18 protein-coding genes are annotated in these 25,587 nt (G+C 55.2%); 7 read left to right on the plus strand and 11 right to left on the minus strand.

Translation table 11 applies throughout. From position 1 onward, the window contains the following. Positions 1-243 precede the first annotated feature (243 nt). Positions 244-2,079 carry a Gfo/Idh/MocA family protein gene (locus Q31a_RS21145; protein WP_145082308.1) on the minus strand — a complete coding sequence of 612 codons (1,836 nt, stop codon included), beginning with the start codon at positions 2,077-2,079 and terminating at the stop codon, positions 244-246. 62 nt (positions 2,080-2,141) lie between these two features. Then, entirely contained in the window at positions 2,142-3,092 is a 951-nt protein-coding gene (locus Q31a_RS21150; RefSeq protein ID WP_145082310.1) for a hypothetical protein, read from the minus strand. 472 nt (positions 3,093-3,564) lie between these two features. Here Q31a_RS21150 and Q31a_RS21155 point away from each other — a divergent pair, with 472 nt between their 5' ends. Beyond that, positions 3,565-4,065, plus strand: a complete 501-nt coding sequence (locus Q31a_RS21155) for an EVE domain-containing protein (protein WP_145082312.1) — start codon at positions 3,565-3,567, stop codon at positions 4,063-4,065. Between the two features lie 541 nt (positions 4,066-4,606). Continuing rightward, positions 4,607-6,835: an NADP-dependent isocitrate dehydrogenase gene (locus Q31a_RS21160; protein WP_145082314.1), complete on the plus strand. Its 2,229-nt coding sequence runs from the start codon at positions 4,607-4,609 to the stop codon at positions 6,833-6,835. Positions 6,836-7,009: 174 nt separating this feature from the next. Here Q31a_RS21160 and Q31a_RS21165 read toward each other — a convergent pair whose 3' ends face one another. Further along, positions 7,010-8,578 carry a S10 family peptidase gene (locus tag Q31a_RS21165; RefSeq protein ID WP_231690871.1) on the minus strand — a complete coding sequence of 523 codons (1,569 nt, stop codon included), beginning with the start codon at positions 8,576-8,578 and terminating at the stop codon, positions 7,010-7,012. 797 nt (positions 8,579-9,375) lie between these two features. Here Q31a_RS21165 and Q31a_RS21170 point away from each other — a divergent pair. Then, positions 9,376-11,082, plus strand: coding sequence for a hypothetical protein (locus Q31a_RS21170; RefSeq protein WP_145082317.1), 1,707 nt, complete (start codon positions 9,376-9,378; stop codon positions 11,080-11,082). A 493-nt stretch (positions 11,083-11,575) separates the two neighbouring features. Next, on the plus strand, positions 11,576-11,992 hold the full coding sequence (locus Q31a_RS21175) for a hypothetical protein (protein WP_145082319.1): 417 nt from the start codon (positions 11,576-11,578) through the stop codon (positions 11,990-11,992). On the opposite strand, the gene Q31a_RS21180 is transcribed toward Q31a_RS21175, so the two are convergent. The 5 genes from Q31a_RS21180 to Q31a_RS21200 form a co-directional block, all read right to left on the minus strand. Beyond that, positions 11,989-12,303: a Rieske (2Fe-2S) protein gene (locus Q31a_RS21180; protein ID WP_145082320.1), complete on the minus strand. Its 315-nt coding sequence runs from the start codon at positions 12,301-12,303 to the stop codon at positions 11,989-11,991. The two genes, Q31a_RS21175 and Q31a_RS21180, sit on opposite strands and share 4 nt — an antisense overlap. A 471-nt stretch (positions 12,304-12,774) precedes the next feature. Further along, positions 12,775-14,103: a Fe-S cluster assembly protein SufD gene (sufD, locus tag Q31a_RS21185; RefSeq protein WP_145082322.1), complete on the minus strand. Its 1,329-nt coding sequence runs from the start codon at positions 14,101-14,103 to the stop codon at positions 12,775-12,777. 167 nt (positions 14,104-14,270) lie between these two features. Further along, on the minus strand, positions 14,271-15,683 hold the full coding sequence (gene sufB / locus Q31a_RS21190) for a Fe-S cluster assembly protein SufB (protein ID WP_145082324.1): 1,413 nt from the start codon (positions 15,681-15,683) through the stop codon (positions 14,271-14,273). Positions 15,684-15,747: 64 nt separating this feature from the next. Then, a complete protein-coding gene (gene sufC / locus Q31a_RS21195; protein WP_145082326.1) occupies positions 15,748-16,575 on the minus strand; it encodes a Fe-S cluster assembly ATPase SufC in 828 nt (275 codons plus the stop codon). 177 nt (positions 16,576-16,752) lie between these two features. After that, complete coding sequence (locus Q31a_RS21200; protein WP_145082328.1) at positions 16,753-17,406, minus strand: helix-turn-helix transcriptional regulator; 654 nt, start codon at positions 17,404-17,406, stop codon at positions 16,753-16,755. A gap of 365 nt (positions 17,407-17,771) precedes the next feature. Here Q31a_RS21200 and Q31a_RS21205 point away from each other — a divergent pair, with 365 nt between their 5' ends. Continuing rightward, positions 17,772-19,328, plus strand: a complete 1,557-nt coding sequence (locus Q31a_RS21205; RefSeq protein ID WP_145082330.1) for an outer membrane protein assembly factor BamB family protein — start codon at positions 17,772-17,774, stop codon at positions 19,326-19,328. Positions 19,329-19,861: 533 nt separating this feature from the next. On the opposite strand, the gene Q31a_RS21210 is transcribed toward Q31a_RS21205, so the two are convergent. Beyond that, positions 19,862-21,286, minus strand: a complete 1,425-nt coding sequence (locus Q31a_RS21210; RefSeq protein ID WP_197355461.1) for an Nramp family divalent metal transporter — start codon at positions 21,284-21,286, stop codon at positions 19,862-19,864. Between the two features lie 335 nt (positions 21,287-21,621). On the opposite strand from Q31a_RS21210, the gene ald reads away from it, so the two are divergent. After that, entirely contained in the window at positions 21,622-22,728 is a 1,107-nt protein-coding gene (gene ald, locus Q31a_RS21215; RefSeq protein WP_145082332.1) for an alanine dehydrogenase, read from the plus strand. A 10-nt stretch (positions 22,729-22,738) separates the two neighbouring features. Continuing rightward, the gene (gene mtnA / locus Q31a_RS21220; RefSeq protein WP_145082334.1) at positions 22,739-23,818 is read left to right on the plus strand and encodes an S-methyl-5-thioribose-1-phosphate isomerase; all 1,080 of its coding nucleotides are present in this window, start codon (positions 22,739-22,741) and stop codon (positions 23,816-23,818) included. Positions 23,819-24,298: 480 nt separating this feature from the next. Here the strand turns inward: mtnA and Q31a_RS21225 are convergent, their stop codons facing one another. Together Q31a_RS21225 and Q31a_RS21230 are read right to left on the minus strand one after the other, a co-directional pair. Beyond that, entirely contained in the window at positions 24,299-24,850 is a 552-nt protein-coding gene (locus tag Q31a_RS21225; RefSeq protein ID WP_145082337.1) for a cysteine hydrolase family protein, read from the minus strand. Between the two features lie 338 nt (positions 24,851-25,188). Next, entirely contained in the window at positions 25,189-25,587 is a 399-nt protein-coding gene (locus Q31a_RS21230; RefSeq protein ID WP_145082339.1) for a CoA-binding protein, read from the minus strand.

The following is a 25,587-nucleotide window of genomic DNA, read 5'->3' on the forward strand; positions in this document are numbered from 1 at the left end:
AGGAGGGAGCGTTCCCAATTGCCTTGTAGCCACAACCACCTTTGCTTGCTGACGCGGCGGGTTACTATTTTAACAGCTCGTCACGCAGGGGATTGCGCTTTTCACAAGCGGTCCCCCGTCAACTCGCGGTTGCCGTCAACGCAAACGAACCATGGAAAAACCATGGCTCGTCGTTGGATTGCAAGCGAACAAGGGCCACTGCAAGCGTTTAACTTGCAGCTAACCCTCCGGAAAACCCTGCTGTTAAACCATCTTCCAGTTCTTCATGCTCTCGGTTTCCTGCTTGATATCGCTACCATCAGGCGTCTCGTCGCTATCGCGATCGAACCAGGAATCTTCGAACTTCAGATAGCCACCTTCGCCCCGGGCTCCCCTGGCCATAGCCACGTTGGTGGATAGGGCAATCACGGCATCGGCCATGGCAACCTCTGGATAACAACGCGGCTTGTTCTCTGGAGCTGGATTGCGAATGCACCATGCCCAGTGTTCAATTTCTTCGGTGTAGCCGCGGCTGACATCCTCACCAACGGCTGCCTTGGCAACACTCGTCGCTGCAAAACTTCCGCTAGCTTGGGTGTCGAGGCTATAACCACCCTTTTCCTTCTTCACGCCGACCTTGGATGCGGTATCCGAATCCTTGTACAGCATGATTTCCTTTTCGCGATCGAGGATCAAAGTTCCCTTCGTCCCCATCACGACTTCGCCATAGCCACCAAAGCCATTGCCATTGATGGTGGAGTAGGTCACCACGATCTTCTTGTTGGGATCTTCGTCGTAAGATGGAACTCCCTTGCCCTTGGGAGGATAGTTTTCGGCAGGGTTGTAGTACCCCACATCGAACTTGTCGTCATAGGCAGGTCCAGGGAATTCGTAAGTGCAGTAGACGTGATCTTCCGCCTCACGGTCCATGGGGAAAATATGGCGTCCGCCCACCGCATGCACAGTCAGAGGATGCGCCTTCTTACCGTCCTCTCGCAGGGCCGAGCAGAAGATGGTGGAGGCATCGAGCTGGTGGCTACCGAGCTCCGCCATCAGGCCGCCTCCGGTACGCTCCCACAGCCGCCAGCGACAGAGCTCTTCCATGGCAGAGCGAACGCTGCCGTTGGACAGATCCATTTTCTCATAGCCATGCTTGCCGGCATCGATCTCCTTATCCGCGTCCCACTGCTCCCATTGAGCTACCTTCCGTGATAATTCGGCGATATCGCCAGGGGCGGTCGCAGCATCCAGTTGACGGCGGAAACTGGCCAATTGGTCAGCGATTTTATTGACCGTTCTCTTCTTGCCGTCAATCGTTACCGATTCGCCGCCAGGTAGTGGCATTTGCCAACTATCTCGGCCGGGTAGGTTACCGCGGTGCCACTGGGCGCGAATGTGGTGCAACTGCCCTAGCAAACCGAATTTCAGCATATGCACTGCGTTGTCGTAGAGCACGCTGTAGTGGCGTTGGTGACCGGTGGCCAGATGGAGTGGATCGCCGCTGGAGGCAGTCATTTCCTTAGCAGCCCGCGCCATGACTTTGCACTGAGCCACATTGTGAGCCATCAATTTCTCGGTCAACACGTGCTTCCCACGCAACATGGCTTGGTAGGCGATTGGCGCGTGTAGAAAGAGAGGCAAAGCAATAATGATGGCTTCGATATCTGGGTTATCGAGCAGTGCTTCCATCCCACCATTTTCGGCCGTATAGACCTTCACATTTTTGCGAGCTTCCGCCTCGGAGCTATAGCCATATTGCTTAACCAAACCGGGGCGGGCGGCTAAAGCAGCGTCGCTCGACCAGTCACCGTTGAAGGCGCGGTGAATACTGCTGGGGCGAATATCAGCAATCGCCATGACTTGCACATACTCAGGCGTACAACCGCCCAACAGCACATTTCCTTCGTCGCCAACGCCGATCACACCGACGCGGACAGGGTCCGTGACATTTCCATAGCCAAAGTACATGGCTCCCAGGCCAGCACCCGAAACGGCACCAGAGGCGGCAACCCCTTTGATGAAATCGCGGCGCGTAACACCCACGGCCTCGTTGAAATTGTCTTGACCGACTTGCTTCTGCTCAGGGGTCAGGGCTTGCATGGCTTATCCTCAATATCGCTAGTGATTGATTTAAATGTTCTGTTTGAAGGAGGGCTTACGACTTAAGTTGCCGCAGGAGCGGTCGTTGTCGCGGGAGATTTCTTCTTTTTACTCTGCCACCAAGCCCAAGGAATAAAGTCCAACCCGGCATAGCGACCTGCGTCGGTGGTAGCCAGAACAATCATGGCCAGCGCCTCAACCGCTTGAAAGTAAGTCGGATCCGTGCCAGGGAAGCCCGGCATTTGCGAAAGCACGACGCTAATTAAAAACAACGCCCCAGCCCAAGCTGCAAGAGGGGTAAGTAAACCCAGCATTAGCAGGATGCCGACAACCATGTCAAAAATCGGGATGATTTTATCCACCGTGCGAGTCGTTAGCACTCCTTCCCCAGGACGATTGAACCGAAAATAGCCTGCTTGTTGGAGTTGTTCCGGTGTGGCTACCGCATTCAATTGCCCCTCGTACTGGTTCCAAATGGCGTCCACCGCTGCCATCGTGGGTTTGACGCTGGCCATGCGATCCGCTTCGATCTTTTCCTTTTGACCACGTAGGCTGGAAACTTGCGTCCAGAGTGCGGCGTCTTCCATGTTTTCCAGTCGTCCTACGCTCTCCCAATACTTGAAAACATCTTCAGAGGCTTCGTCGTAGACGTCGTTAAGTTTGCCCGAAAATCGCTTATTTTTATCAACATTGGCATAGCGGCGGCGGACTCGGTCGAGTTGCTTTTTTTGCTCGTCCGTAAGGCCAAAATGGACAGCCGACTTCTCAGCCGCGTCAATAAAATATGCGTTGACCGTCTCTTGATTTAAACGAAAACTACCGTCCTTGTCCCAAATCAGCTCCTGGAACTTTCCAGCCAGAGGACCTTTCGCACCATTGAGAAAACCTTCCGAGGAAAAGGTATGACTTTTAACCTTGCTGGCCCCCTCCATATAAAAGTGCCAACCGCAGCCAACCCGAAGGGCGACAAGCGCCAAGATTCCAAAAATTCCGATCCGCGCGTAGTTCTGCATTGAGCCAATTCAATCGGTTTGTGAGGTGGGAAATTACATCAGACACGACTCAGCCTATCGCCTGGACAAGCTGCCGGGTCACGGCCCACTGCACATTGCGCGAGCAGGTGGAAAACCGCAGCCTCGATGCAATGGGGACAGATGCAGTGGGGACATCGACTACTCTGGTATCCTGATTATTGCCGAGAACCGACCGCTAGCCAAGTCGCAACCGATTTTCCAGCCTGCAAAAGCTGAAGAGTGACGGCGGATGCATGGCCATGGCCTTGGAATGCTTGCCCAATCCGTCACAATCATGTCCCGCGCTCCATCTTCCGCCGCAGCATGCAGCAGCCTGAGGGCAGCACCCAGCACACCACCGCACAGATGGCGTCGGCGCAATAGAACATTGAACAACATTAGCACTCATCAAAATAGAGAACCTGCATCCCCAAGGGAATCTTGAACACCACAAGAGCAGAGGAACGAATCCATGAACAAGCCCACTAAACGATACTGGCTGGTCAAGAGTGAACCCGATGTCTTCAGCATCCAAGACCTGGCCGCTGCCCCCGATCAGTCGACTCATTGGGATGGAGTTCGCAATTACCAAGCGCGGAATACCATGCGGGATGATATGAAAAAGGGAGATCTCGTCCTGTTCTATCACAGTAATGCCAAGCCACCGGGGGTGGCAGGAATTGCCCAAATCGCTCGCGAGAGCTATCCCGATCACACCGCTTTTGACCAGAGCGACTCCCACTACGACCCCAAATCTCGCCCCGATTCTCCCACCTGGTTCATGGTCGATATTCAATTCGTCGAAGCGTTTCAAGAAATTCTTTCACTTCCCGAACTCAAGCAGATACCGGAATTGGCCGACATGGTGTTGCTCCAAAAAGGATCCAGACTGAGTGTTCAACCCGTTACCGCTGCACAGTTCACTTTGATCCGAAAATTGGGACGGCAGACCAAGAATCGATCAAAGAATTAAGTCGGGACCAACTTGAGAGGCTTGTTGAGCTGGTTCGTTTTCCAGTTTCAGCAAAAAATAGCAACGCAGCCCCCGCCGCTTTCTGCAATCGCAGCCCGCCTCGTGAACTGGCCTGAGCCAATGGCCGTCATAGGGCAGTTGGCACATGGGCCTCATGGTGAAGAGCCGTCGAGCTAAGACCTAGAATGCAGTTAAATCGCCATCCCTTCGCACGAAAGGCGGCAGCGACCGAATTCGGTACCCGCGCCGAGGCTTGCGATTTCCACCAGCAACGGTCAATGGGTTGCTGCGATTCAACAGGGCATGAACGGTGTCCACATGTTGTTCAACTTGTTCAACGAATCGTGGAGTGCTAGCTTAGCGGTGTACTGCAATTAGCGGTGTACTGTTAAACTATGGCAGTAGCCCCACGGGGTTTCCAAGCCTCAGTCGCTATCAGTCAGGACTTTCGAGCCGCTGCTTCCGAATACGGAGTTATTGCGCACGACACTAAGTCGGACGTCCCCCATGACCTCTTTCCATTCCCCAATCTGAGCCAACTATGTCCAAACCTGCCACGATCATTTACACCCATACCGACGAAGCTCCCGCCCTCGCGACGCAATCTTTACTCCCCATTCTGAGCGCATTCACCAAGTCTGTCGGCGTATCGTATTTGGTCAAAGACATTTCTTTAGCAGGTCGAATCCTCAGCAATTTCCCAGAGCGTCTCACCGAATCACAACGCGTTGTGGATGCACTGGCGGAACTCGGAGAATTGGCCAAGAGCCCAGAGGCAAACATTGTCAAATTGCCTAACGTCAGCGCCTCCATACCGCAGCTGGTCGCAGCCATTTCGGAACTGCAATCCCAGGGCTTCGATATTCCGGATTTTCCGGCCGATCCTCAAAACGACTCCGAGCGAGAGACGCGCGGTCGCTATGCCAAAGTCCTCGGCAGCGCGGTCAATCCAGTCCTGCGGGAAGGCAACTCGGATCGCCGCGTAGCCGCTCCGGTTAAACGCTACGCGCAACAGCATCCGCATTCGATGGGCCCATGGTCTGCCGATTCCCAAAGTCACGTGGCGTCGATGCAGGAAGGCGATTTTTACGGTAGCGAGCAATCGTGCATCGTCCCTGAGGCAACTCAAGTTCGCATTGAGTTGGTAACCGACGATGGTGAAACAACAGTCCTCAAAGAGGTCATCCCACTCCTAGCGGGAGAGATCTTTGATGCGGCCGTCCTAAGCCGCCAGGCTCTGCGTGATTATCTCAAGAAGGAAATCGAGCAGGCTCGCCAACAAGACCTGCTGCTTTCGGTGCACCTCAAAGCCACCATGATGAAGGTCTCCGATCCAATCATTTTTGGACATGTCGTCAGCGTCTACTTCGAAGAGTTGCTGCACAAGCATGCAGCTACCTTTCAAGAACTGGGAGTCAATCCCAACAACGGTCTCGGTGATCTGCTCGCCAAAGTCAGCACTTTGCCTGAAGCCAAGCGGGCCGAGATCGAAGCCGACATGGCCAGCGTTTACGCCGGACGTCCTCGACTGGCGATGGTCGATTCCGACAAGGGGATTACCAACCTGCACGTTCCCAGTGACGTCATTGTCGACGCTTCGATGCCAGCCGCCATTCGCACCTCTGGCAAGATGTGGGGAGCCGACGGTAAATTGCATGACACCAAAGCGCTGATACCGGACCGATGCTACGCGGGAGTTTACCAGGCCACCATCGAGGATTGCAAAGAGCATGGCGCCTTTGATCCAACCACCATGGGGAACGTGGCCAATGTCGGGCTGATGGCGCAAAAGGCCGAGGAGTACGGATCCCACGATAAAACGTTTGAAATCGCAGCAGCCGGGATTGTCCGCGTAATTGACCAAAGAGGTACAATCCTGCTGGAACACCGCGTTCAACCAGGGGACGTGTGGAGAGCTTGCCAAACGAAAGACGCTCCCGTACGCGACTGGGTGCGTCTGGCCGTTAGCCGCGCGCGAGCCACCGGCTCCCCCGCCGTATTCTGGCTCTGCCCACAACGCGCTCATGATGCCAACCTTATTACCAAAGTTAATGAGTACCTGCAGGACCACGATACCAGCGGATTGGACATCCAGATTTTAGCGCCAATCGACGCCACCAAGCATGCTTGTCAGCGCGCACGGGCTGGGCTAGATACAATTTCGGTAACCGGCAACGTACTTCGCGACTACCTCACCGATCTCTTTCCCATCCTGGAGCTCGGTACCAGCGCCAAAATGCTATCCATCGTTCCACTACTTGCCGGAGGAGGGTTGTTCGAAACCGGGGCAGGGGGGTCGGCGCCCAAGCACGTGCAGCAATTCATCCAAGAGAATCACTTGCGATGGGATTCCCTAGGAGAGTTCCTGGCCATTGCTGTTTCCTTGGAGGACCTGGCCGATAAAACCGGTCAGCCGCAGATCGCCGTCCTCGCCGAAACGCTCAACCAAGCCACCGGAAAATTCCTGGACAACGACAAATCGCCATCGCGGAAAGTCAAAGAACTCGACAATCGCGGCAGTCATTTCTACCTCGCACTCTACTGGGCAGAGGCCTTGGCGAACCAAGACAACTGCTCGGAGCTGAAGCAGCGTTTCGCTCCAATTGCTACTGCCATGGCTGCGGAAGAGGCGACAATTGTGGAAGAGTTAAACGGAGTGCAAGGCGCCGCAGTCGACCTAGGCGGCTACTATCATCCCCATGAGGACAAAGTCGCCCAAGCCATGCGGCCCAGCCCGACACTCAATAAAATCATTGAGAGTTTGGTGTAAGCAACAGTAGTCCAAGGCGGGCCTCTGCGGGCCCGCGCCTAATTCTCCCTTGAGCCCCAATTCTCCCTTGAGGGAGAGTCGGGGTGGACACGATCGCGATCTCTCCGGGCCACTCACGCTTGCAGAACGAGGGCCCGTAGGCCGGCTAGGACTGGGCCGCACGCACGATCCGAGTTAGTACGCCTCCGAGTACCACTTCACCAGCTCGTCTCGCAAACGTTCCATGGAGGGTTCATAGATGTACATCATGTGGCCCCCTTCGAAGCGACTGACCGTGACGTTTTTGCGCAGCGATTCATCCAGTCCAAGGTGGTCGAGCGTGTATTGCATGGCAAAATGCGGTGTGGCCAAGTCGTTGTAGCCGCAAGCGACGTAGAGCTTAAAAAAGGGATTGGCAGTCATCGCTTCTCGCAACGACTCCGTTCCGTCGACGTAACGCCCTGTAAAGGTATCGTAGTTCCACGGATGGACTTTGTTCGTCAGAATCTCATAAGTTCGTGGCTGTTCGTATTTCAATTCTTCACGCAAGTACTGATTCATCGTTGCCGTAAAGGGCCCGAAGATGGCCGCACCACTGGGATCATACTCGGTTTGAGCTCCCACCGAATCTTGATCGATGCCCTTGTATCTCGAATCAAAGCGACCGATGGTCCGGTTCGCATCTCGCAATAGCTCTTTCCCAAAATGCGACATGGGCACACGCAAATTGCTGCGTCTCAGATACGTTTCGCTAAGGCCTGTCAATTGGCTGAGCTCCTGCACCACTTCAGTCACGGCGGCCGGTGTGGCTGAACTGCCTCGCAGCAACACGTCAGCGTACTTCCCCAGCGCTAAATCCTCAGCACGAGCCACGACTTCGTCCAGCGGCAACGCCTGCAAATCCTCTGACAAAGCTTGGTGGTACCAAGCAGTGGCTGCATAGGTTGGTAGAAAGCAGATGTAGGGGAGGTCATTGCCATTTCCAAATCGCAGCGTTTGGAAATTGATGGCGCCTGAAATCACCACCGCTCCATTCAGCTCAAGGTTGTAGCGAGACTGAAGGTGCTCCGACAAGCCAGCCGCTCGAATACCACCGTAACTCTCTCCCAACAAGAATTTGGGGCTTTCCCAACGACTGGCGTGGCTGGTCCAATCATGAATGAATTGTCCGACACTCCGCACGTCTTCCTGGTATCCGTGAAACTGCGATTTATCCTCCTTTTCAGCGGGGCGACTAAAGCCCGTGCTCACCGGGTCGATGAATACCAAGTCGGTAATATCGAGTAACGAATGTGGGTTATTCTCGAGGTGATACGGCGGACGAAGAGGAGAGGCGTCCTCGGGGAAGACAATTCGTTTGGGGCCCAACATGCCCAGATGCAACCACACACTGCTACTACCAGGTCCACCATTGAAAGCAAAAGTCACCGGTCGAGTACGGCCCTCCAGTCCAACGCGTGTGTAGGCGACGAAAAAGACCTTGGCTTTCACCTCTCCGGAATCAGAGGTCTGATCAAAGGTGCCCGTCTCAACTTGATACTCAACTCGCTGGCCATGGATTTCAACAGCTCCCACCGTTTCCACACTGGAAACATGGAAGGGAGTCGTGGGAGACTCAGCCTCATCCCCCTCTCCCTTGGGCGACTGAGCCCGCTCCGCTGACTCAGCACCGCCGCTTGGCTTCTCATACCCCCAACTAAGCGGTGGGAGCCATATCAGAGTCATCAGAGGCAGTAGGCCCCAGAAAGAGAGTTGTGTACGCATAGTTGATCTATCTTTGCCCAATACCAACACTTGTTAAATCACCCCCTCTGCATGAGCCGCCCCAGCAGCGTCTGCGAATCACAGGGCCCAAGAAAAGGAGTCCGAACATTCATTGTAATTAGTTTGCCCCCCGTGCAGTTGACGATCAATGCGAAGACCACTTGAGCAGATACTCTCAAACGTTCGGGAGGGATCAGCTCGCTGGAACCACTGGACAGCGATCGATTTCCCGCCTCCGCCGCGACTCAGACGCCCCTTATCTCAATCCCCCTGGACCTTGACTCCCGCCAGTACAACCCAATAGGTGCCATCCTTATTTCAAAAACTCTCCATAGCTAGCATGCCCATCCCCCTGAATTTGCTAGCAATGCGATATATGGCTGGCACCTATCGGGGTGCTGGCATTGCTGGCAACGCCTGTAAATGTGGATGGCACCTATCGAGCACCTATCGAGCAAGTGCTACTGCATGAACGCCAATTTGCTAGCGCAACACCCCTGAAAGGTGCCATCCATATTTCAGAATTACTCCATAGCTAGCTTGCCCCCATCCCTCCCCCTAAATTTGCTAGCAATGCCATACATGGCTGGCACCTATCGGGGCGCTGGCATTGCTGGCAATGCCTGTAAATGTGGATGGCACCTATCGAGAAATTCTTATCGAGAAAGTGCTAATGCTGGCACTATTCGACTTTCACAGCATTTGCTCCTGGAGTTTTGGAGCTTGGGCGGTCAGGCGTTATACTCGTGCACTGCCTTCCCTCGTGCGATGTGAATGAAGTAATTGGAGTGTTTGTCGTGAATCAGAGGCCAGCCACGCCCAACGGGAATCGCTCTCTGCCGAATCTGTACCAGCTACTATCCCTCCCAGCACTGGAGAGTGATGCGGTCCGAATCGAGCAAGCAATCGCGAGGGTGGAAGCGGAGGCGGTACAGCCAACGGACGCCCAGGGATCCCCTCAAGCGAAGCATAGGTCCGAACGCCTTCGCCGAATTGCTGCACTTGGCCGCAAATATCTCCTTAACTCCCAACAAAAGTTGGCCTACGACCAACAGTGGAAGGCAGTTTTTCGAAAGCCCCAGGTTCACGCCCAACTGGTGGAAACGGCTGCCGATTCGCCTGCCTCTAGCGGTAGTCGCGGGCCAGTGCCGCGCGGAGCTGTCACGGAAAAGTCGCTGGCACATTGCGATCCCCTCTTAGCTCTTCTGCCTGACGCCTCCCCCACAGATGCGTTCAATATGTCGAGCTTCCTTGAGCACTCGAGTTCGGGGATTTCCCCCATGACGCGCGACGAGGACTTTGAACAACTGCTGCAATTGCTCAAAACCGCTCCCCCTTCAACTGAGCGCCCCGATTCCGTCCAACCTATGCAGCCCTTGGAGCAGCAACGGAATGCGGATGGCCATGAAGAGGACCAATCACCGGAGCCCTTAGCCGCCGACGCCCCGACTGCGTCGCCTGGGAAATTTGAAATTGGTTCCGCCAAAGCACCACGGGCGACGTCGATGAAGGAGACACAAAAGCTTGCCAAGAAGCTGCGGAGCAAGCGTCAAAACTCCATGGTGTGGCTGCTTGGCGGAGTATTGACTGGCGTCGGGATCCTGCTTGGCATCATGTTTCTGGTTCAGCAACGCTTTGCTACGCCCCCCGCGATTGCGCAGAATGCACCGCAGACACCTCTGCCGCCCCCCCCAGAACCGCCGCGTGGAAGCGGGCTCCCCCAAGTCTCCGGACTCACGAACGAGGTACTTACTCCCACTGAGCCATTGGAAGCGGGGCCGCAGGCTGTCGCACCCGCGACCATGGAGCCGAGTATTGCCCCCACCCCATCCGTGACTTCAACTCCCCCCACCCCCATGGAAGATACTTTCACTGCCCCAGTCCCCGTGGAAATGCCCGCCACGAATCCCAGCATGGCAAACACTCCTCCGATGGCCAATTCCACCGGCGCGCCGCTGTCCGACCAAGAGAAAGTACAGTGGAAGACACGACTGCAAGGCATTCGTCAAAGCATCCAAACGCGTGACTACACTGTTGCCACAGAGGAGTTAACCCAAGCGGGTGCTCAGGCGCAGTCTCAGGAGCAAAAAGAGCAGTTAAAGCGTCTGACGGAGCTCAACAATCTTGCACAAGCAGCCCACACAGCCCTGGTCGAGGCTATCACGACGATGGGAGGAGCAGAAACGTTGCAGATCGGGAGCTCAACCGTTATCTCTTTTGTGGAAGGTGATGCGGACCACATCGTCATTCGATTGCGAGGAGAGAGGAAGGAGTATTCCACGGAGACAATCCCCATCGCGTTGGTGTATGCCTTCCAAGACTTAAAACTCGATATTCAGAATCCAATCTCTAATGCTCAAAAAGCGGCGTACACCTTGACTCAGTCTTCCACCAACGGCCGCATGGCCGAGCAAGCAATGGGCATGTTGAACCGAGCTATTGCCGCCGGTGCAGTAGCGCCAGACATTGCGGAAGCTCTCGAAGAAAACTATGACCTGCCGTAGGTCATCGGTATTGGGTATCGGTATTGAATAACCTATGCCTCCATACCGGCCGATTTCCTGGCCTCACGCAATGCCCGCTAAATCATTAGTCGTCTGAGCAGGAACTCCGGTGCAGCACGTTACCTAGCAGTAACATCGCCACATTGAAGCTAGGTGGGGTGGCTCGACGCACCGACGCTTCACAGCTCAGCCGCGACTCAGGAATGGAGAAAATTGTCCGGCGGTCCTGAGACGACTTCAAGAGGCGAGCCCATTGCCTTGCATCCCCCCCGGGGAACCAGGATTGATGCGGGGCGCGGAAGTCGAGTGACAGCCATAGCGTTGCCCGTAGATTGCCTGCCGCCCCCCCGCTTCAGTCGCTTCAACCGCTCGAATCGGAACGGCAGCACTTATGGGCTCGTACAAATACCCGATTTAGAGAGCCAAGAAATCCCATTGCGTCAATGCGTTCTAGACTTTGGATGAAGCGCGAAAGCAATTCGATGCGCTCTCAATGCCGTTCTTAAACGAGATGGAAAACGCCGCTGTGACAACGTCCAATCCCAATCCAATCAAGCCATCGCGTCGCGAATTCGAGCGGACCGAGCTGAGGACAGCCGCCACTACAATCTATCGAGATTCCAAAGGTTGCTTGCAGGCTCTGCGTTCTTGGATCGACAATATTTCACCAGTGGGTGTGCGGCTGATCACAGAAACTCAACTCTCGGTCGAGCAGATCTACATTCGCGTCATGATGGAAGGCCTTGCAGACAAGGTAGTCGTAGGCAAGATCGTACAGCAGTATCCCCCACGAATCCGCACACTGGGACTCAAAGAAAAGTGCTACTACCAGTACGGCATTAAACTCGACGGAGTTTGTGAGAGCACCGAGGTCCTCGAATTGGCTGGCATCGCGGTGCCCATGGCCTAACCGTTAATTCGCACTAGTACGGAGTCGCCCTCGACACGCACTTCGTGCTTAGCGGTCGGTTCCGTTGCGGGCATCAAGGTTGGCTCCCCTGTCCGCACATCAAATTTGGCGCCGTGACGCGGACAAACGAGGCAGAAGCCATCCAACTCGCCTTCCCCCAGAGGGCCTCCGTCATGGGTACAGACATCGTCTAGACAATAGTACTCGTCTCCCAAGTGAACGATCACCACGAAGCGATCTTCGACTTCGGTACAGAATTTTCCGCCGGGCGGAATGTCACTCGTCTTCGCGGCTACAACAAATTCGCTCATCGTGCTCAAACTCTTTCTGGTGAGTGCATCTTAATTCTGGTGAGTGCATCTTAATTTTTTTGGGGGAACTCAAACTCTTACCGAGCTGCACGACCAGTAGCAGGTTTGTTCTAACGTCGTACTCGTGGTTTGACGGCCTTCTATTCCGTCGAATATTTGGTCGAGGAAGGATCTACCTCGTCCAATATTACTGGGAATAAGTGCTCCAGGGGAGGACCAGATCGACGGGGCTAAACAAGCGGTTCAGCTAGCAAAAAAGGATCGCCCTAGCGCCAACCCTACGAACAAAGGTTGCTCGAATGCAAAATTCGTGAATTGCTATCTCTCGCACGGTGCTGGTCCGACCAGCGATTTCCCCATCGGTCGGCGCGGAGTCGCAGGGGGACGTTGCGTTCTCAAGCAGTGCTGGAGAACTGGTTGCAATACAGCGTCAGTGAGGGATGTTCACGTTCAGTAGTTGCCCTCAGGCAACTATTGGTATTCACGGACCTGCCGAGCAATCGACTGTCCCAACGACTCGCGAACACTCTCGATCGTAATGCGGTCAAAAATTTGCTGGAAGAACCCGGTCACGATCATGCGCACCGCTTCCTTGCGTGTGAATCCACGACTTTGAGCGTAGAAGATCAACTCTTCATCCACTTTCCCAGACGTACTACCATGCGTGCAACGCACGTCGTCGGCGAGTATTTCCAGGCCGGGAATGGAGTCCGCGCGGGCATGCTCGCTCAGCAAGAGGTTGTCGTTGCGTTGATACCCATCGGTCTTTTGAGCTCCTGCATCGACGCCGATCATTCCTCGCCAAACAGTGCGAGACTTGTCTTGCAGAGCCGACTTGTAAAGAAAATCACTTCGACAATGAGGAGCTTGGTGGTGCTGGAATGTGTTGTACGTCAGTTGCTGTTGCCCCTGGGTAAACAGTACTCCATTGACCTGACTGTGCGCTCCTTTACCCACCAAGGAAACGCTTTGACCAACTTGGGAAAAGCGTGTCCCCAAGGCTGCGATCGTCCACTGGATCGTCGCATCGCGGTCGATGGTCGCACGCTGGTGTGCGAAATGCCATACCCCGCGTCCCCAATCCTGAAGGTTCACGTAACGCAGGTGTCCGCCTGGTTTTACAACGATTTCCACGGCGCCATTGTGCAGCCCCTTGGCGGTTGGTGAATCGCTATTGCATTCATAGAGGAAGGTCGCTTCGGCGCCCTCTTCGATAACGATTAAGGTATGCCCTTGATCGGATCCACCATCACTCATCCCAGCCGCTACGTACAGCGGTTGATCAATGCAAACTCCCTTCGGCACATAGAGCAGCTGTCCACCGTTCCACGTCGCAGCGTGCAGGGCGGCGAAACGATCTTGGTTCGGATCCACGACCGTGTGCAGGTACTGTTCCACAATTTCGGAGTGTTCGCTGGCCAGCGAGCTCAAATCACCAAACAAGACGCCTCGCTCACTCCACTTGGAATCCAAGTTGGAATGGAGTACGCGTCCGTTGAGCGTTTGCAGGGTTCCTGCAGGCTGGATGCCGCTTGCCAACCACTGCGGCACATTGGCCTCATCTAGGGACGCTGCTGCAGCGCTGCTTGCAAGAGCGTAGTTATCGAGTTTAAAGCCGCGAAGATCGCTGCGCATCCACTCTTCTTGTTTGCGATCAGGCCAGGCCAGTTCTTCGAATTTCTTCCAAGCATCACGGCGTCGCTGGACCAGCCAGCTCGGTTCGGAACTTGCGGCGAGGAACTGTTCGAACCCTTCTGCGTCAAACTTGATCGATTGTGGCTGAGCCTCAGTGGTGGTCATGAATCTCTAACTTCTTGCAGTCGTATTGGTTACTAATGATTGTCGGAAACAGCGTTGCCGCGGCTTATAGACGGACAGGGTTTGCCACTTCAATGTGCTCAACCCTGCCCCCAACGTGAGTGGCAGCAGGCTGCCTCGGCTCACGCGTCAATTTGCGAACAGGTCCGCTAGCCTACGGAGCCTTCCATTTGAAGTTGAATTAAACGGTTCATTTCAACCGCATACTCCATGGGCAATTCCTTCACGAGCGGCTCGATAAAGCCGTTGACGATCATCGTGCTGGCTTCTGATTCGCTGAGCCCGCGGCTCATCAGGTAGAAGAGCTGTTCCTCCCCAATTCGCGACACGCTCGCTTCGTGACCGACACTGGCGTCTTGCTCCATGATCTCGATGTAAGGGTAGGTATCTGAGCGACTCTGATCATCGAGGATCAAGGCATCACAGACGACGCTATTCTTCGAATTCGTCGCTCCCTTTTCGACTCGAACTAGCCCTCGGTAGCTTCCGCGACCACCATTCTTGCTGATCGACTTGCTAACGATTTGTCCAGTCGTATTGGGGGCTGCGTGCACCAACTTAGCACCCGCGTCCTGGTGTTGGCCCTTGCTGGAAAAAGCGATCGACAGGATTTCGCCACGTGCCCCAGGTTCCATCATGTAGACAGCTGGGTATTTCATCGTCAACTTGCTACCCAAGTTCCCATCGACCCATTCCATGGTTGCATCGCGATAGGCCATCGCACGCTTGGTAACCAAGTTATAGATATTGTTGGCCCAGTTTTGGATGGTCGTGTAGCGGCAGCGACTTCCCTTTTTGCAGATGACTTCGACCACGGCGGAGTGGAGGCTTTCACTGCTATACATCGGGGCGGTACAGCCTTCGACGTAATGCACTTCCGCACCCTCGTCCACAATGATCAAGGTGCGTTCGAACTGCCCCATATTTTCCGCATTGATTCGGAAGTAGGCCTGCAACGGAAACTCGATCTTCACCCCTGGCGGAACGTAGATGAACGAACCACCTGACCAGACTGCCGAATTCAACGCAGCAAATTTGTTGTCGTGCGGGGGAATGATTTTCCCAAAGTATTCGCGAACCAGGTCGGGGTGATCGCGTACTGCGGAGTCAGTATCGAGGAAGATGACGCCTTGGTCCGACAAATCTTGCTTGAGCGAACCGTAGACCACTTCGCTTTCAAACTGCGCCTTAACCCCAGACAAAAACTTGCGTTCCGCTTCGGGGATCCCCAGTTTCTCGAAGGTATCTTTAATTTCTTGCGGCACATCCTCCCATGTTTTACCTTGGCCTTCCGAGGGCTTGAGGTAGTAGAAAATGTCTTGAAAATCGATGGCAATATCTCCGCCCCATTTAGGCATCGGCTTGGAGTTAAAAATATCGAGCGAGGAGAGACGGAACTCCCGCATCCAATCAGGCTCCCCCTTCATCTCGGAAATTTGGCCAACGATCTCTCGATCGATTCCCTTACGCGCCTTGAAAACAGCCTTGCTTTCAGTCCGAAAGTCGTATTTGTTGATCTCACCGATCTGTTCGTTATTTTCTAGTGCGGTATCGGTTGCCATGAGTTTATTTCTTATTGAAGTTGATGATGCCGTAGGGAAGGGAGGTCGGATGAGCGAGGACTCGCTAGCCGACTGCAACTTCTGCATTCTCGTCGCTGATCATTTCTTGATTGGCTCGGTCGGCTTCAGGGTAAGCCGCGCGAATTCGATCGTAGCCTTGGGCATGGAGCTCCTTAGCCAATTCCATGCCAGCGGTTTCCACAATCCGTCCGCCGAGCATGACGTGCGTGAATTCGGGTGGATTGTGCTCCAGCAACTTATCGTGGTGGGTGATGATCAACAGCCCCATCTTTTCGCGACCGATCTCTGCGATACTCGTGCTGGCCAAACGCACCGCGTCAGCATCCAAACCGCTATCGGTTTCGTCCAGAATTGCAAACTTGGGCTGTAGCATGGCCAATTGCAGAATTTCCGCACGCTTCATCTCTCCGCCGGAAAATCCGTCATTGACATAGCGGCGAGCAAACTCGGGATCCATCTTGAGCTGCTGCATTTTGTCCTTGAGCTCTTTGCGGAATTCACGCATAGCGATGAGCTCTTCCCCCTCTTTGCGATCGGGGCGGCGAACGTTGGTAGTCGCGTGCCGCAGGAAATCCGCCATCTTCACTCCCGGCACGGCAACAGGCCGTTGGAAGGCCATGAAGATCCCGGCTCGTGCGCGACCATCGGCTTCCATGGCTAACAGGTCCACTCCATCGAGCGTAATGGAACCTTGCGTAACTTCATAACCGGGATGCCCAGCCACCACCAACCCTAGCGTGCTTTTGCCAGAACCGTTGGGTCCCATCAGAGCGTGGATCTCGCCGTGCTTCATTTCGAGATTCACGCCTCGGAGGATCGGCTTGCCTTCAACGCTGACGTGAAGATTCTCGATTTTCAGTACATGGCTCATGAAAGTATCTTCTTTTATTCTGTGTAGTCTTAATTATCTACTGGTGATGGAGCATTCGCTCCCGATGAAACTAATGGATTTTGGAGAGTTCGAATCGGCGTTGTGTTCAACGCCAATCGCGAGGCTCTTCAATCCCTGGTAAGCGTCCGGCGGACCGTGCCGTGTGCGTTTTACCGCTCACGGAGTCGGCGCCTCAACCGGACGAAATTGGCAATGATGGTGGCCATCAAGGCGACAACAGTCCAATTGCATCGCTTGGCCAATCACTTCGCTTAACATTTCCTGCTCAAGCTCACACAAATGTCGATTATCATCCCCACCTGTTAATTCAGGATAGGGACAGGCTTGAACCTCCAAGATCGGCAAATTGCCATTTTCTCGTATGACAGCTGGTACCTTGCGGCGTCCCAACTCCTCGGCCACGGCAGCGAACCGCGCATCCAAGTTACCGTCAAGAGGCACGACTTGCTTCCAGCCTTGGGCCATGCGTTGAGCCACTCGTCGGAGAATTCGCCCCCGTTGCTGCGGGTTGGGCAAGTCGATAATCTCTTGCCACAAGGCGGTCGCTAAGTCGGCGTAGTTGGCCGAGGCATAGCGCATTCCCATCGCGGTCAACACGTATCGAAACTGGGGACGTCCACGCCCCACACTCTCTTTAACACGCTCAATCAAATCCGCCTCGACCAAACGCTCCAAGCGCTGCCGCACGGCGGTCGCGGTAACCTCCAGCTGCTCGGTCAAGTCTTGCACCGTCAACCCTCGGCCGTGACGGAGTAAATCCATTACAGCTTGGTCGATAGGGCGAATATGGTCCGAACAGGTGGTTGACACTTCTAACTCACAATTAGATTCCGTCGAAGGCTGGCAGCAACTGCCAACGCCTCAACTATATGGGGCTGGGCCTATTATGACAAGTATTGTTGTGAAAAAGATTTCGGAGGATTTCCTACCCTTACCGGTTATTAAACCGACTTTACCTGGACTCGCCACGCCTTTACCTGCGTCCTCCTGCCACGCCCCACCGCTTCCGGGTGGGGTAGCGGTCAAGTTCTTGAGGACACCTGTCAGCAATTACTTCGTTCGCGAAGAGTTCCGACTATAATCGGGAGAGTATCCGTCGACCGTTGGATCGAAGACCACCCGAATCGTTCGATCGCTTATCTGCCTTTCCCTATCGACTGTCTCTGGAGGAGACTATGCGACCTCGTATGGCTTGTTGGATGGTTGCGTCTGTTATCGCAATCACGACTACTCCCAGCTGGGCTCAGCTGCGCGATTTTGACGCCCAAAAACTAGGACTGGAAGTTGCCTGGCGATCTCAAGCCCAACTCCCACGCTACGGCGCCGGCCTCGTCTCGTCTCACATTTGGGTTGAGAAAACCAATCCACGCAAGTTTGCAGTAGTCAGCGTCGCTGGCCAGGAAATCCGCATCCCCGCTACCAAACTAGATCGCTATGGCGATCCCATTGGCATCGAAGGTGCCAAAGCCCAAGCTACCGAACAGGCGGCTCGCTTGACGGGCAAGCCCACCGGTTTTCAAGTCGAAGAGTTGAACGTTCCGCGTATCAAACTCGTCTTGGTGACCAGCGACGGACTGGTCCAAACGCTGGACGCGGAATCGGGAAATCTCCTGTGGACTAGCAATTGCGGACAGTCCGACGCCCCCGCCTATCCGGCCGCCGTATCCGAGGCGGGAATTAGCGTGCTGCACGGCGCGGAGCTCTACTTGCTTGACTGGGAGACTGGCAAACATCGCAGCGTCACGCGCATGCGATCGCTCACCTCCAATACGATTGCCATCTGCAATGAAACAGCCTTCGTTTGCGATTTCAAGGGCGTTGTGAATACCTACGGTGTCACGGAAAAACGCGACCCTTGGTCCTACGTCATCCAGGGACGATCGGTGGGGCGTTCCGTCAGCTTGGCGGACCAGTCCTTCTGCGCCATCGCGTCGGGAGCTGGCTATATGTTCGTCTTCAACAACCCGAAAAACCCTACTGCATGGATTCGTTTCCAGACCTCTTCGCCAATCCTAGGAAGTCTAGCAACAGGAAATGGTGCCTTCTATGTAGGCACCATGGATGGTGTATTAGCCAAAGTCACCACCACCGATCGCTTTGGCATCATCGAATGGGAACTCCACTCTGCCCAACCGATCATTACTCCAGCCTTGGTCATCGGCGATACGGTATATTTCTCAACCGAAAGCGGCACACTGATCGCAGTCGACGATACCAATGGCTTGCAAAAGTGGCGCAACTCGTTGCATGGAATCACCGAACCACTCGCGGTCTGTGGTTCTCACTTAATCTGTCGAACGGCTGCCAACGAGACCGTATCGGTCGATCTCCAAACGGGTGAATTAGTTGGCAAGTCGGCTCCGGTTCCACTTTCCAAAGCGGTTATCAATCCGCTCAACGATCGGGCTTACATCATCGCCAAAGATGGGCGTGTGCAATGCCTGCGAGCTCCCGGTGCGGATATGCCAACGCTCATTACGCCAGTCATCACCGAAGACGTGGCCCCCCAACCCGCCGCCTCAGAGGCCCCCGCGGCCGAGACCGAGGCAACTCCAGCCACGAACATCTTCGGCGGCTTTGGCAACAACGATTCCACTTCCGGTTCGACCGACAACCCCTTCGGTACAGGGGCTGCCGGTGACGCGACCGGCGGAGACATGGTCAATCCGTTTGCTCCAACGCCGACCACCCCTGAAGCGGCCCCCGGTGGCAATCCATTTGGGGACTTCTAGACCGCTGGATAAGAGGATGTCTTCGAAACGCGTTTTGCTTTCGGCCTACGGTTTCCGGCCTACAGTTTCCCGCCTGAAGCTTTCGGCCGACAGCTCACAAGCGGGCAGTTCACAACCCGACTGCGCGCCAGAGAGAAACTCCGGTTCCCAACTCGCCTTCGAGCTTGTTCAACGGTACGTGGCCGTCGCTAACCGCCGGCCCTGTGGCCGCTCCAAATACCAAACGTTCCAAATACCAAACGCTCCGAGTACCAAGCGTTCCGAGTACCAAGCGTTCCGAGTACCAAGCGTTCCGAGTACCAAGCGTTCCGAGTACCAAGCGTTCCGACTTTCTGCCGCTCTCAACATCGCGCGCATTGGATGATCAAACCGCCCCGCCACTTAGCGAGCCGGCCTGCATTGCAATGCCGTGCATTGCAACTCCGCCCGTTCGCACCGTGTGGTGTACGGCCAGAACACCTCTTTCGCGGAGTCAAGGCGCACTCCCCCTCAGAACAAGTCGTTGCACTTCGAGCAATTATCTCTGGCTGCCCCTACTCGGCTACGTCCGTCACCGTGGGCGGCGACAGTAGTTTCTTGGCTGGCATATAGACGTTGTCATAAACGACATACACAGCCACTAGAAAAATGGCGACCGAACTAACCCAGAGCGTAAAATCGTACAAACGCGTTGGCAGCAAGCGGCGATCCAAGCGACGGTAGCGGAAATGGAGTGCGGCATAGACCACGATCAACAGGATGACCACGGTAGCTAACCCGCCCAAGATGATCATCAGAGCCGGATTCTTCATCTGCAGGAACAAGGTCGCCCACCCCACTGGAATCACCCAAGCCGCTATCGCAATCGCCCTCCGCCGAGAGGCAAGGTTCTGAAAGTCGTAGCAGCCGACGCGTCCCAACGCATCCGCAAACATGCGCGTCCACGCCGCTAACGCAGCGAACAGTGTCGAATAGAGCACAATGATCGCCCCACAGATGAAGGCGTTGCGCGCCCACGGCCCCAGCGATTCGGTATACATATTTCCCAGAGTGGCAATCAGTTCATCTCCCGCCGGAACGAGCCCCTGTCGATTCAACACCGCTGCCCCTAAGAGATAGAACATGACCGTCATGCATGTGTAGGCAACCATGGCCAGAATCGCATCCCAGTACATGACGCGAATCCAGCCCTTGGCACGACGCTCCCAGTCGCGGGAGTCGTTCACCGGCCCGGTATACTTGGCATACCCTTTCTCGATCAGCCAGTAGTTGTAAGCCATGATCTCGTCGCCCCCCACGCCAGTGATACCGAAGGCGCCAATCGCCGCCAACAAGAGTACCGTTTCGGTGGGAATCGATGGAATTAGCCCCGAGGCAAATTCACCTGAAGTAATCGCGAAATCGGTGGTTTGCAATGCGATGAGTGAAGCCAAGGTGAACAGCGTGAAAGCACCGATCATCAAGAGGGATACTTTCTCGATCAGCAGGTAATACCCCTTGTAGATCAGCAGCGATACCGACGCGGCTATCGCATAGGTTGCAATCGCTTTATAGGGCATCAGCAACATGGCTGGAAAAAACTGCACCAACGCCAAAACCACTCCCCCCACGATGCCTCCCACCTGCATCATTTTGGCAATCATCAATAGCAACCACACCCAAATCGACCAGTTCGCCTGTCCCAGACGTGGCCCCGGAAGCGTATTGAGCGACGCCATGGTTGACTCACCAGTTCCAATCGCGTGCTTGCCGAATTCAAGCTGCACGACCACCTTGACCAAGCAGCTGAAGATGATGAACCACATCAGGATGAAGCCAGCTCGAGCCCCCACAATTGTGGTCGCGATCAATTCCCCGGAACCGACGATGGAAGCCGAAAGGATAAAACCTGGTCCGATGTAGGAGAGCATATCCCACAATTTCGTGGGTGGCTCCTTGATCGCGGACTCTTGCAATAGATAGGGATCGGAACTCGGCATTCTAAAAAACTTCCATTCGCGAAAGAGCGCGATTGATGGCCTGCGGAATCGCTTCGCCTGACACACTCCCAGACCGTAGAGTTGACGGATTGCCAGGGAACACTTAGGTATGCGGCCAACCGTAAATTGCAGTCAGACCGTCCACATGCCAAGCTCCCCCGGTGCCCCTCACGAGCGTACTTGCAGTATGATAACGACATTTGACTCGCCAAGGTGAACGGTTTCCCACTTCAAGCGAAGCCCATTGGCGGCAGGCTCCCAACTCCGTGGCGGCGCGAGCTAGCAGCTGGTCATCGCAACTTGAAATCCAACAGTTCCTATAGAGAGGTGTCCTAGTGATTATCGGCGTACCTGCAGAGGTCAAACAGGATGAATACCGCGTCGCCATGCTTCCCGTGGGAGTGGAAATCCTTACCGCGGCTGGCCATCAAGTCGTGGTGCAGGCCGGTGCCGGCATCGGCTCTGGACTCGCCGACCATGCGTACTTGCAGGCTGGAGCGAGATTGGTTGCCAGCGCTGCTGATGTTTACCGTGAAGCCGAATTGGTAGTGAAGGTCAAAGAGCCGCAAGCCGACGAGTTCGCGCTCGTCCGCTCAGGCCAAATCGTCTTCACCTACTTCCACTTCGCCGCGAGCCGAGTGCTTACCGAAGCCATGATCGACAGTGGTGCAACGTGCCTCGCCTACGAGACCTTGCAGGACGAAAAGGGTAGACTCTCCCTGCTGACCCCCATGAGCGAAGTAGCTGGGCGGATGAGTATCCAGGAGGGAGCCAAGTATCTCGAGCGGCCGCAAATGGGACGTGGCATTCTCCTGGGCGGCGTTCCGGGCGTTGCTCCAGCCCACATTAGCGTGTTGGGAGGCGGTGTCGTGGGGGCCAACGCGGCCAAAATTGCCGCCGGTTTCCAAGCCGACGTGGCAATCCTCGATGTCAACATGGATCGCCTACGATACCTGGACGACGTCATGCCAGCCAACGTCAACGTGCTGTTCAGCGATCGTCACACCATTCGCGATCAATTGAAACTTGCGGATCTGGTCATCGGTTCGGTACTGATCCCTGGCGCCAAAGCGCCGCACCTCGTCAAACAAGAAGATCTGCGGCTGATGAAACCAGGCTCGGTCATTATCGATGTCGCTATCGATCAAGGCGGCTGCGTTGAAACCAGTCGCCCCACCACTCACAAAGATCCAACCTTTCTGATCGATGATGTAGTGCACTATTGCGTGACGAACATGCCTGGGGCCGTGGGACGCACGAGTACTTTCGCCCTCTGCAATGTGACACTCCCCTGGGTGTTGCGCCTTGCCAATGCTGGCGCAGATTGCGCCACCCGGCTCGGTGGCCCACTTTCCACAGCAACCAACATTTTGGCCGGCAAAGTCACCCAGACCGCCGTCGCCGAAACCTTCAACCTACCTCTGCACACACTGCGAAGCTAATTCCGAGACAATGAATCAACCCACCACCCCCAATCCCACGACCTCGTCCTCTCCAGCCGCAGTCCAATGGATCGGTGAGTCCGATGGCTACTTGCAATTGATCGATCAAACGCTGCTACCTGGCGAGCTGCGATTGATTAAATGCCACAACGTGGAAACCGTATGGGAAGCCATCAAGACCTTGCGAGTTCGAGGAGCTCCAGCGATCGGAATCGCCGCCGCCTACGGTGTCGTCCTATCGCAGCACGGCAAGACGGCAGCCCATTCCACCAGCCTGGCAGAAGCTGCGACCAGTGCTGCCAAATACTTGGCCACCAGCCGCCCAACCGCGGTTAACTTGTTCTGGGCCTTGGATCGGATGGACCACGTCATCAACGCTTCCCGGGCAGGCGGTAGCGAACTTGGGCAAGCCCTGCTTGCCGAGGCTCGTGCGATCCACGAGGAGGATCGAGCGATGTGCCACGCTATCGGACGCCATGGAGCAGAATTAATTCCCGACGGCGCTACTCTCATGACTCACTGCAATGCGGGTGGATTGGCTACGGCCGAGTATGGCACAGCCCTCAGCGTGATGTTCACCTGCCAAGACCAAGGAAAATCAATTCAGGTCTATGCCGACGAAACTCGCCCACTCTGGCAAGGTGCTCGGCTAACCGCCTGGGAACTGCAGCAACGCAACATTCCCACCACGATCATTTGCGACTCCATGTCCGCCCACGTCATGCAAACTCGCAAAATTGATGCGGTAATCGTCGGTGCCGACCGCATCACATCACGTGGTGATGCCGCGAATAAGATTGGCACGTATGGATTGGCCGTTTCGGCTAAATTCCACGGCGTTCCTTTTTACGTCGCCGCCCCCAGCAGCACCTTTGACATGACGCTGTCCGACGGCGCCGAAATTCCGATCGAACAGCGCGATCATCAAGAAGTCATCGCTCCCTATGGTCAGAAGCTGGCGCCTAGCGGAATTGACGTCTACAATCCCGCCTTCGACGTCACTCCCGCAGAACTCATCACCGCCCTCATTACCGAGCGAGGAGTTGTGCAGCCAGTCACCGCCGAAGCCATCGCCAAACACTTCGCTTAGTCGCAACTAGTTCACGCGACTAGACCGCTCAGTGCGCGTGGATTGCCGGCAGTGCTGGCCCAATAGCACCTTTTTTCGGAGAGCAGGCGTACCGGAGCACAGCGGGGCTGGGCGCAGCAGCGCGCTGAAGCCAGGCCCCCTGGCGGCCACGACGGCTCCCAGCAGAAGCAGCGCTGCTCCTGAGCAACCTTCTGAACAGCATTGATTTCGCCCCGCCCAAGGCAGGTACCCAGGTTTTCCGCCAGCTTGCTCAGGCGGTGCGATCGCTGGCAACTCTCCCTGCCGCACGCACCATCTTGCCGACTAACCATCTTGCCAACTAACCATCTTGCCAACTCAACGCCGCAGGGGGCTGGCCATGACGGCTTCAACACTTTTTCACTATCGGCAGGCATGGGGAGTGCGAACGAGCCTCAGCACCATTGTCCTGCTAGACCGGACACCGCTAGAGCAATCGCTACACTCGGCGAAAGAAGACCGTTAGCTTTTCAAGCGTGCAATCCAGGATTCAACATCCAAGACTTCGCTGAGCATCATTTGCTGCGCGCACAGAATCGCGCGATGCAATTCCTCTGCTGATACCTTACCTGCCGAATTGTCTAAGGCGAGTGTTCCGGTCGCGTCGCTCAAGAACTCCACCTTAAACCCGCGATGCACGCCTTGCCGGGCAGTCGTATCACAGCACATGTGTGTCATGTAACCCGCCAGAGTCAACGTTTCCACGCCGCGTTCCCGCAGCCAAGCTTCAAGCTCGGTGTTGGTAAAACTCCCCGGAAGTGATTTCTGTAACAGCAGGTCGTGCGGACGCTTCGCAACCTCCGGATGCAAAGCCCATCCCTCTGTCCCTTTTTGAAAGAAAGGCATCTCGGGTTGTGGAAAAAAGTGCTGAATCACAACGGTCGGAACCTGCTGCGTTTGAGCGCTATCCATGGCCTGCAGTATTTTCTCCAAATGACCGGCGGGGTGCGTGATCGGCAGGGCTCCCGTAAAGTACTCGTTTTGAACATCTACGACTAACAACGCGCGTTTCATTCCGACTCCTCAATTAAACAGTGCTTCAGCCAAAACCAATTCCACCGGACAATCTCAACTTGCTCGAAGCTGTGCAGGTTGATGCTTCTCTCAGTTTTCAGACTTCACAAAAACTTACACCTCGAACCAAAGGTAACGAAAACCACTCTGCCCTTGCTTACCCGGCTTGTTGATTTGAAAGTGTTTTCAGTTTGGCCGCGAAGGTAGCAGGCTCAGCCGCCGTGTAGCGACGACCACGCTGCCTTGCTCACGCTGCGGGTTACGATTGGAGCAGGGCGATGGGCCAATGCTACTCTCAATGGCTTGTTTAGCAGTGGCCCTCGGTGGAGGACAGGTCGTTACCTTAAGGCCAAGGCTACCAATAGGCAGGGGCCGCTGTGCAACATCTCCACACCTGCCTCCTGGGCGATTCGAATTGCCGTCTCCGACTCAGCTCCAGGTTGCAACCAAATGTGCTGAATCCCCAAATCGATCGCTTCCCGAACGACTTTCTCGGTGACCGATGGTGGGGTAATCACTGAAACTCCATGCACCGGTTCGGCAATGGCTGAGAGGTTCGGATAGACGACTTGGCCTTCAATTTCATCAGCGGTTGGATTGACAGGAATTGCCCGATACCCCGATTTCAAGTAGGCCATCAGGACTTTGTTGCCATATTTTTGGCGATTGTCGGAGGCGCCCACTACGGCGAAAACGTTTCCCTGCAAAAACTGATCAATGGGATCCAGAGTAGTCAT

Source organism: Aureliella helgolandensis, from assembly GCF_007752135.1.
Taxonomy (GTDB): Bacteria; Planctomycetota; Planctomycetia; order Pirellulales; family Pirellulaceae; genus Aureliella; species Aureliella helgolandensis.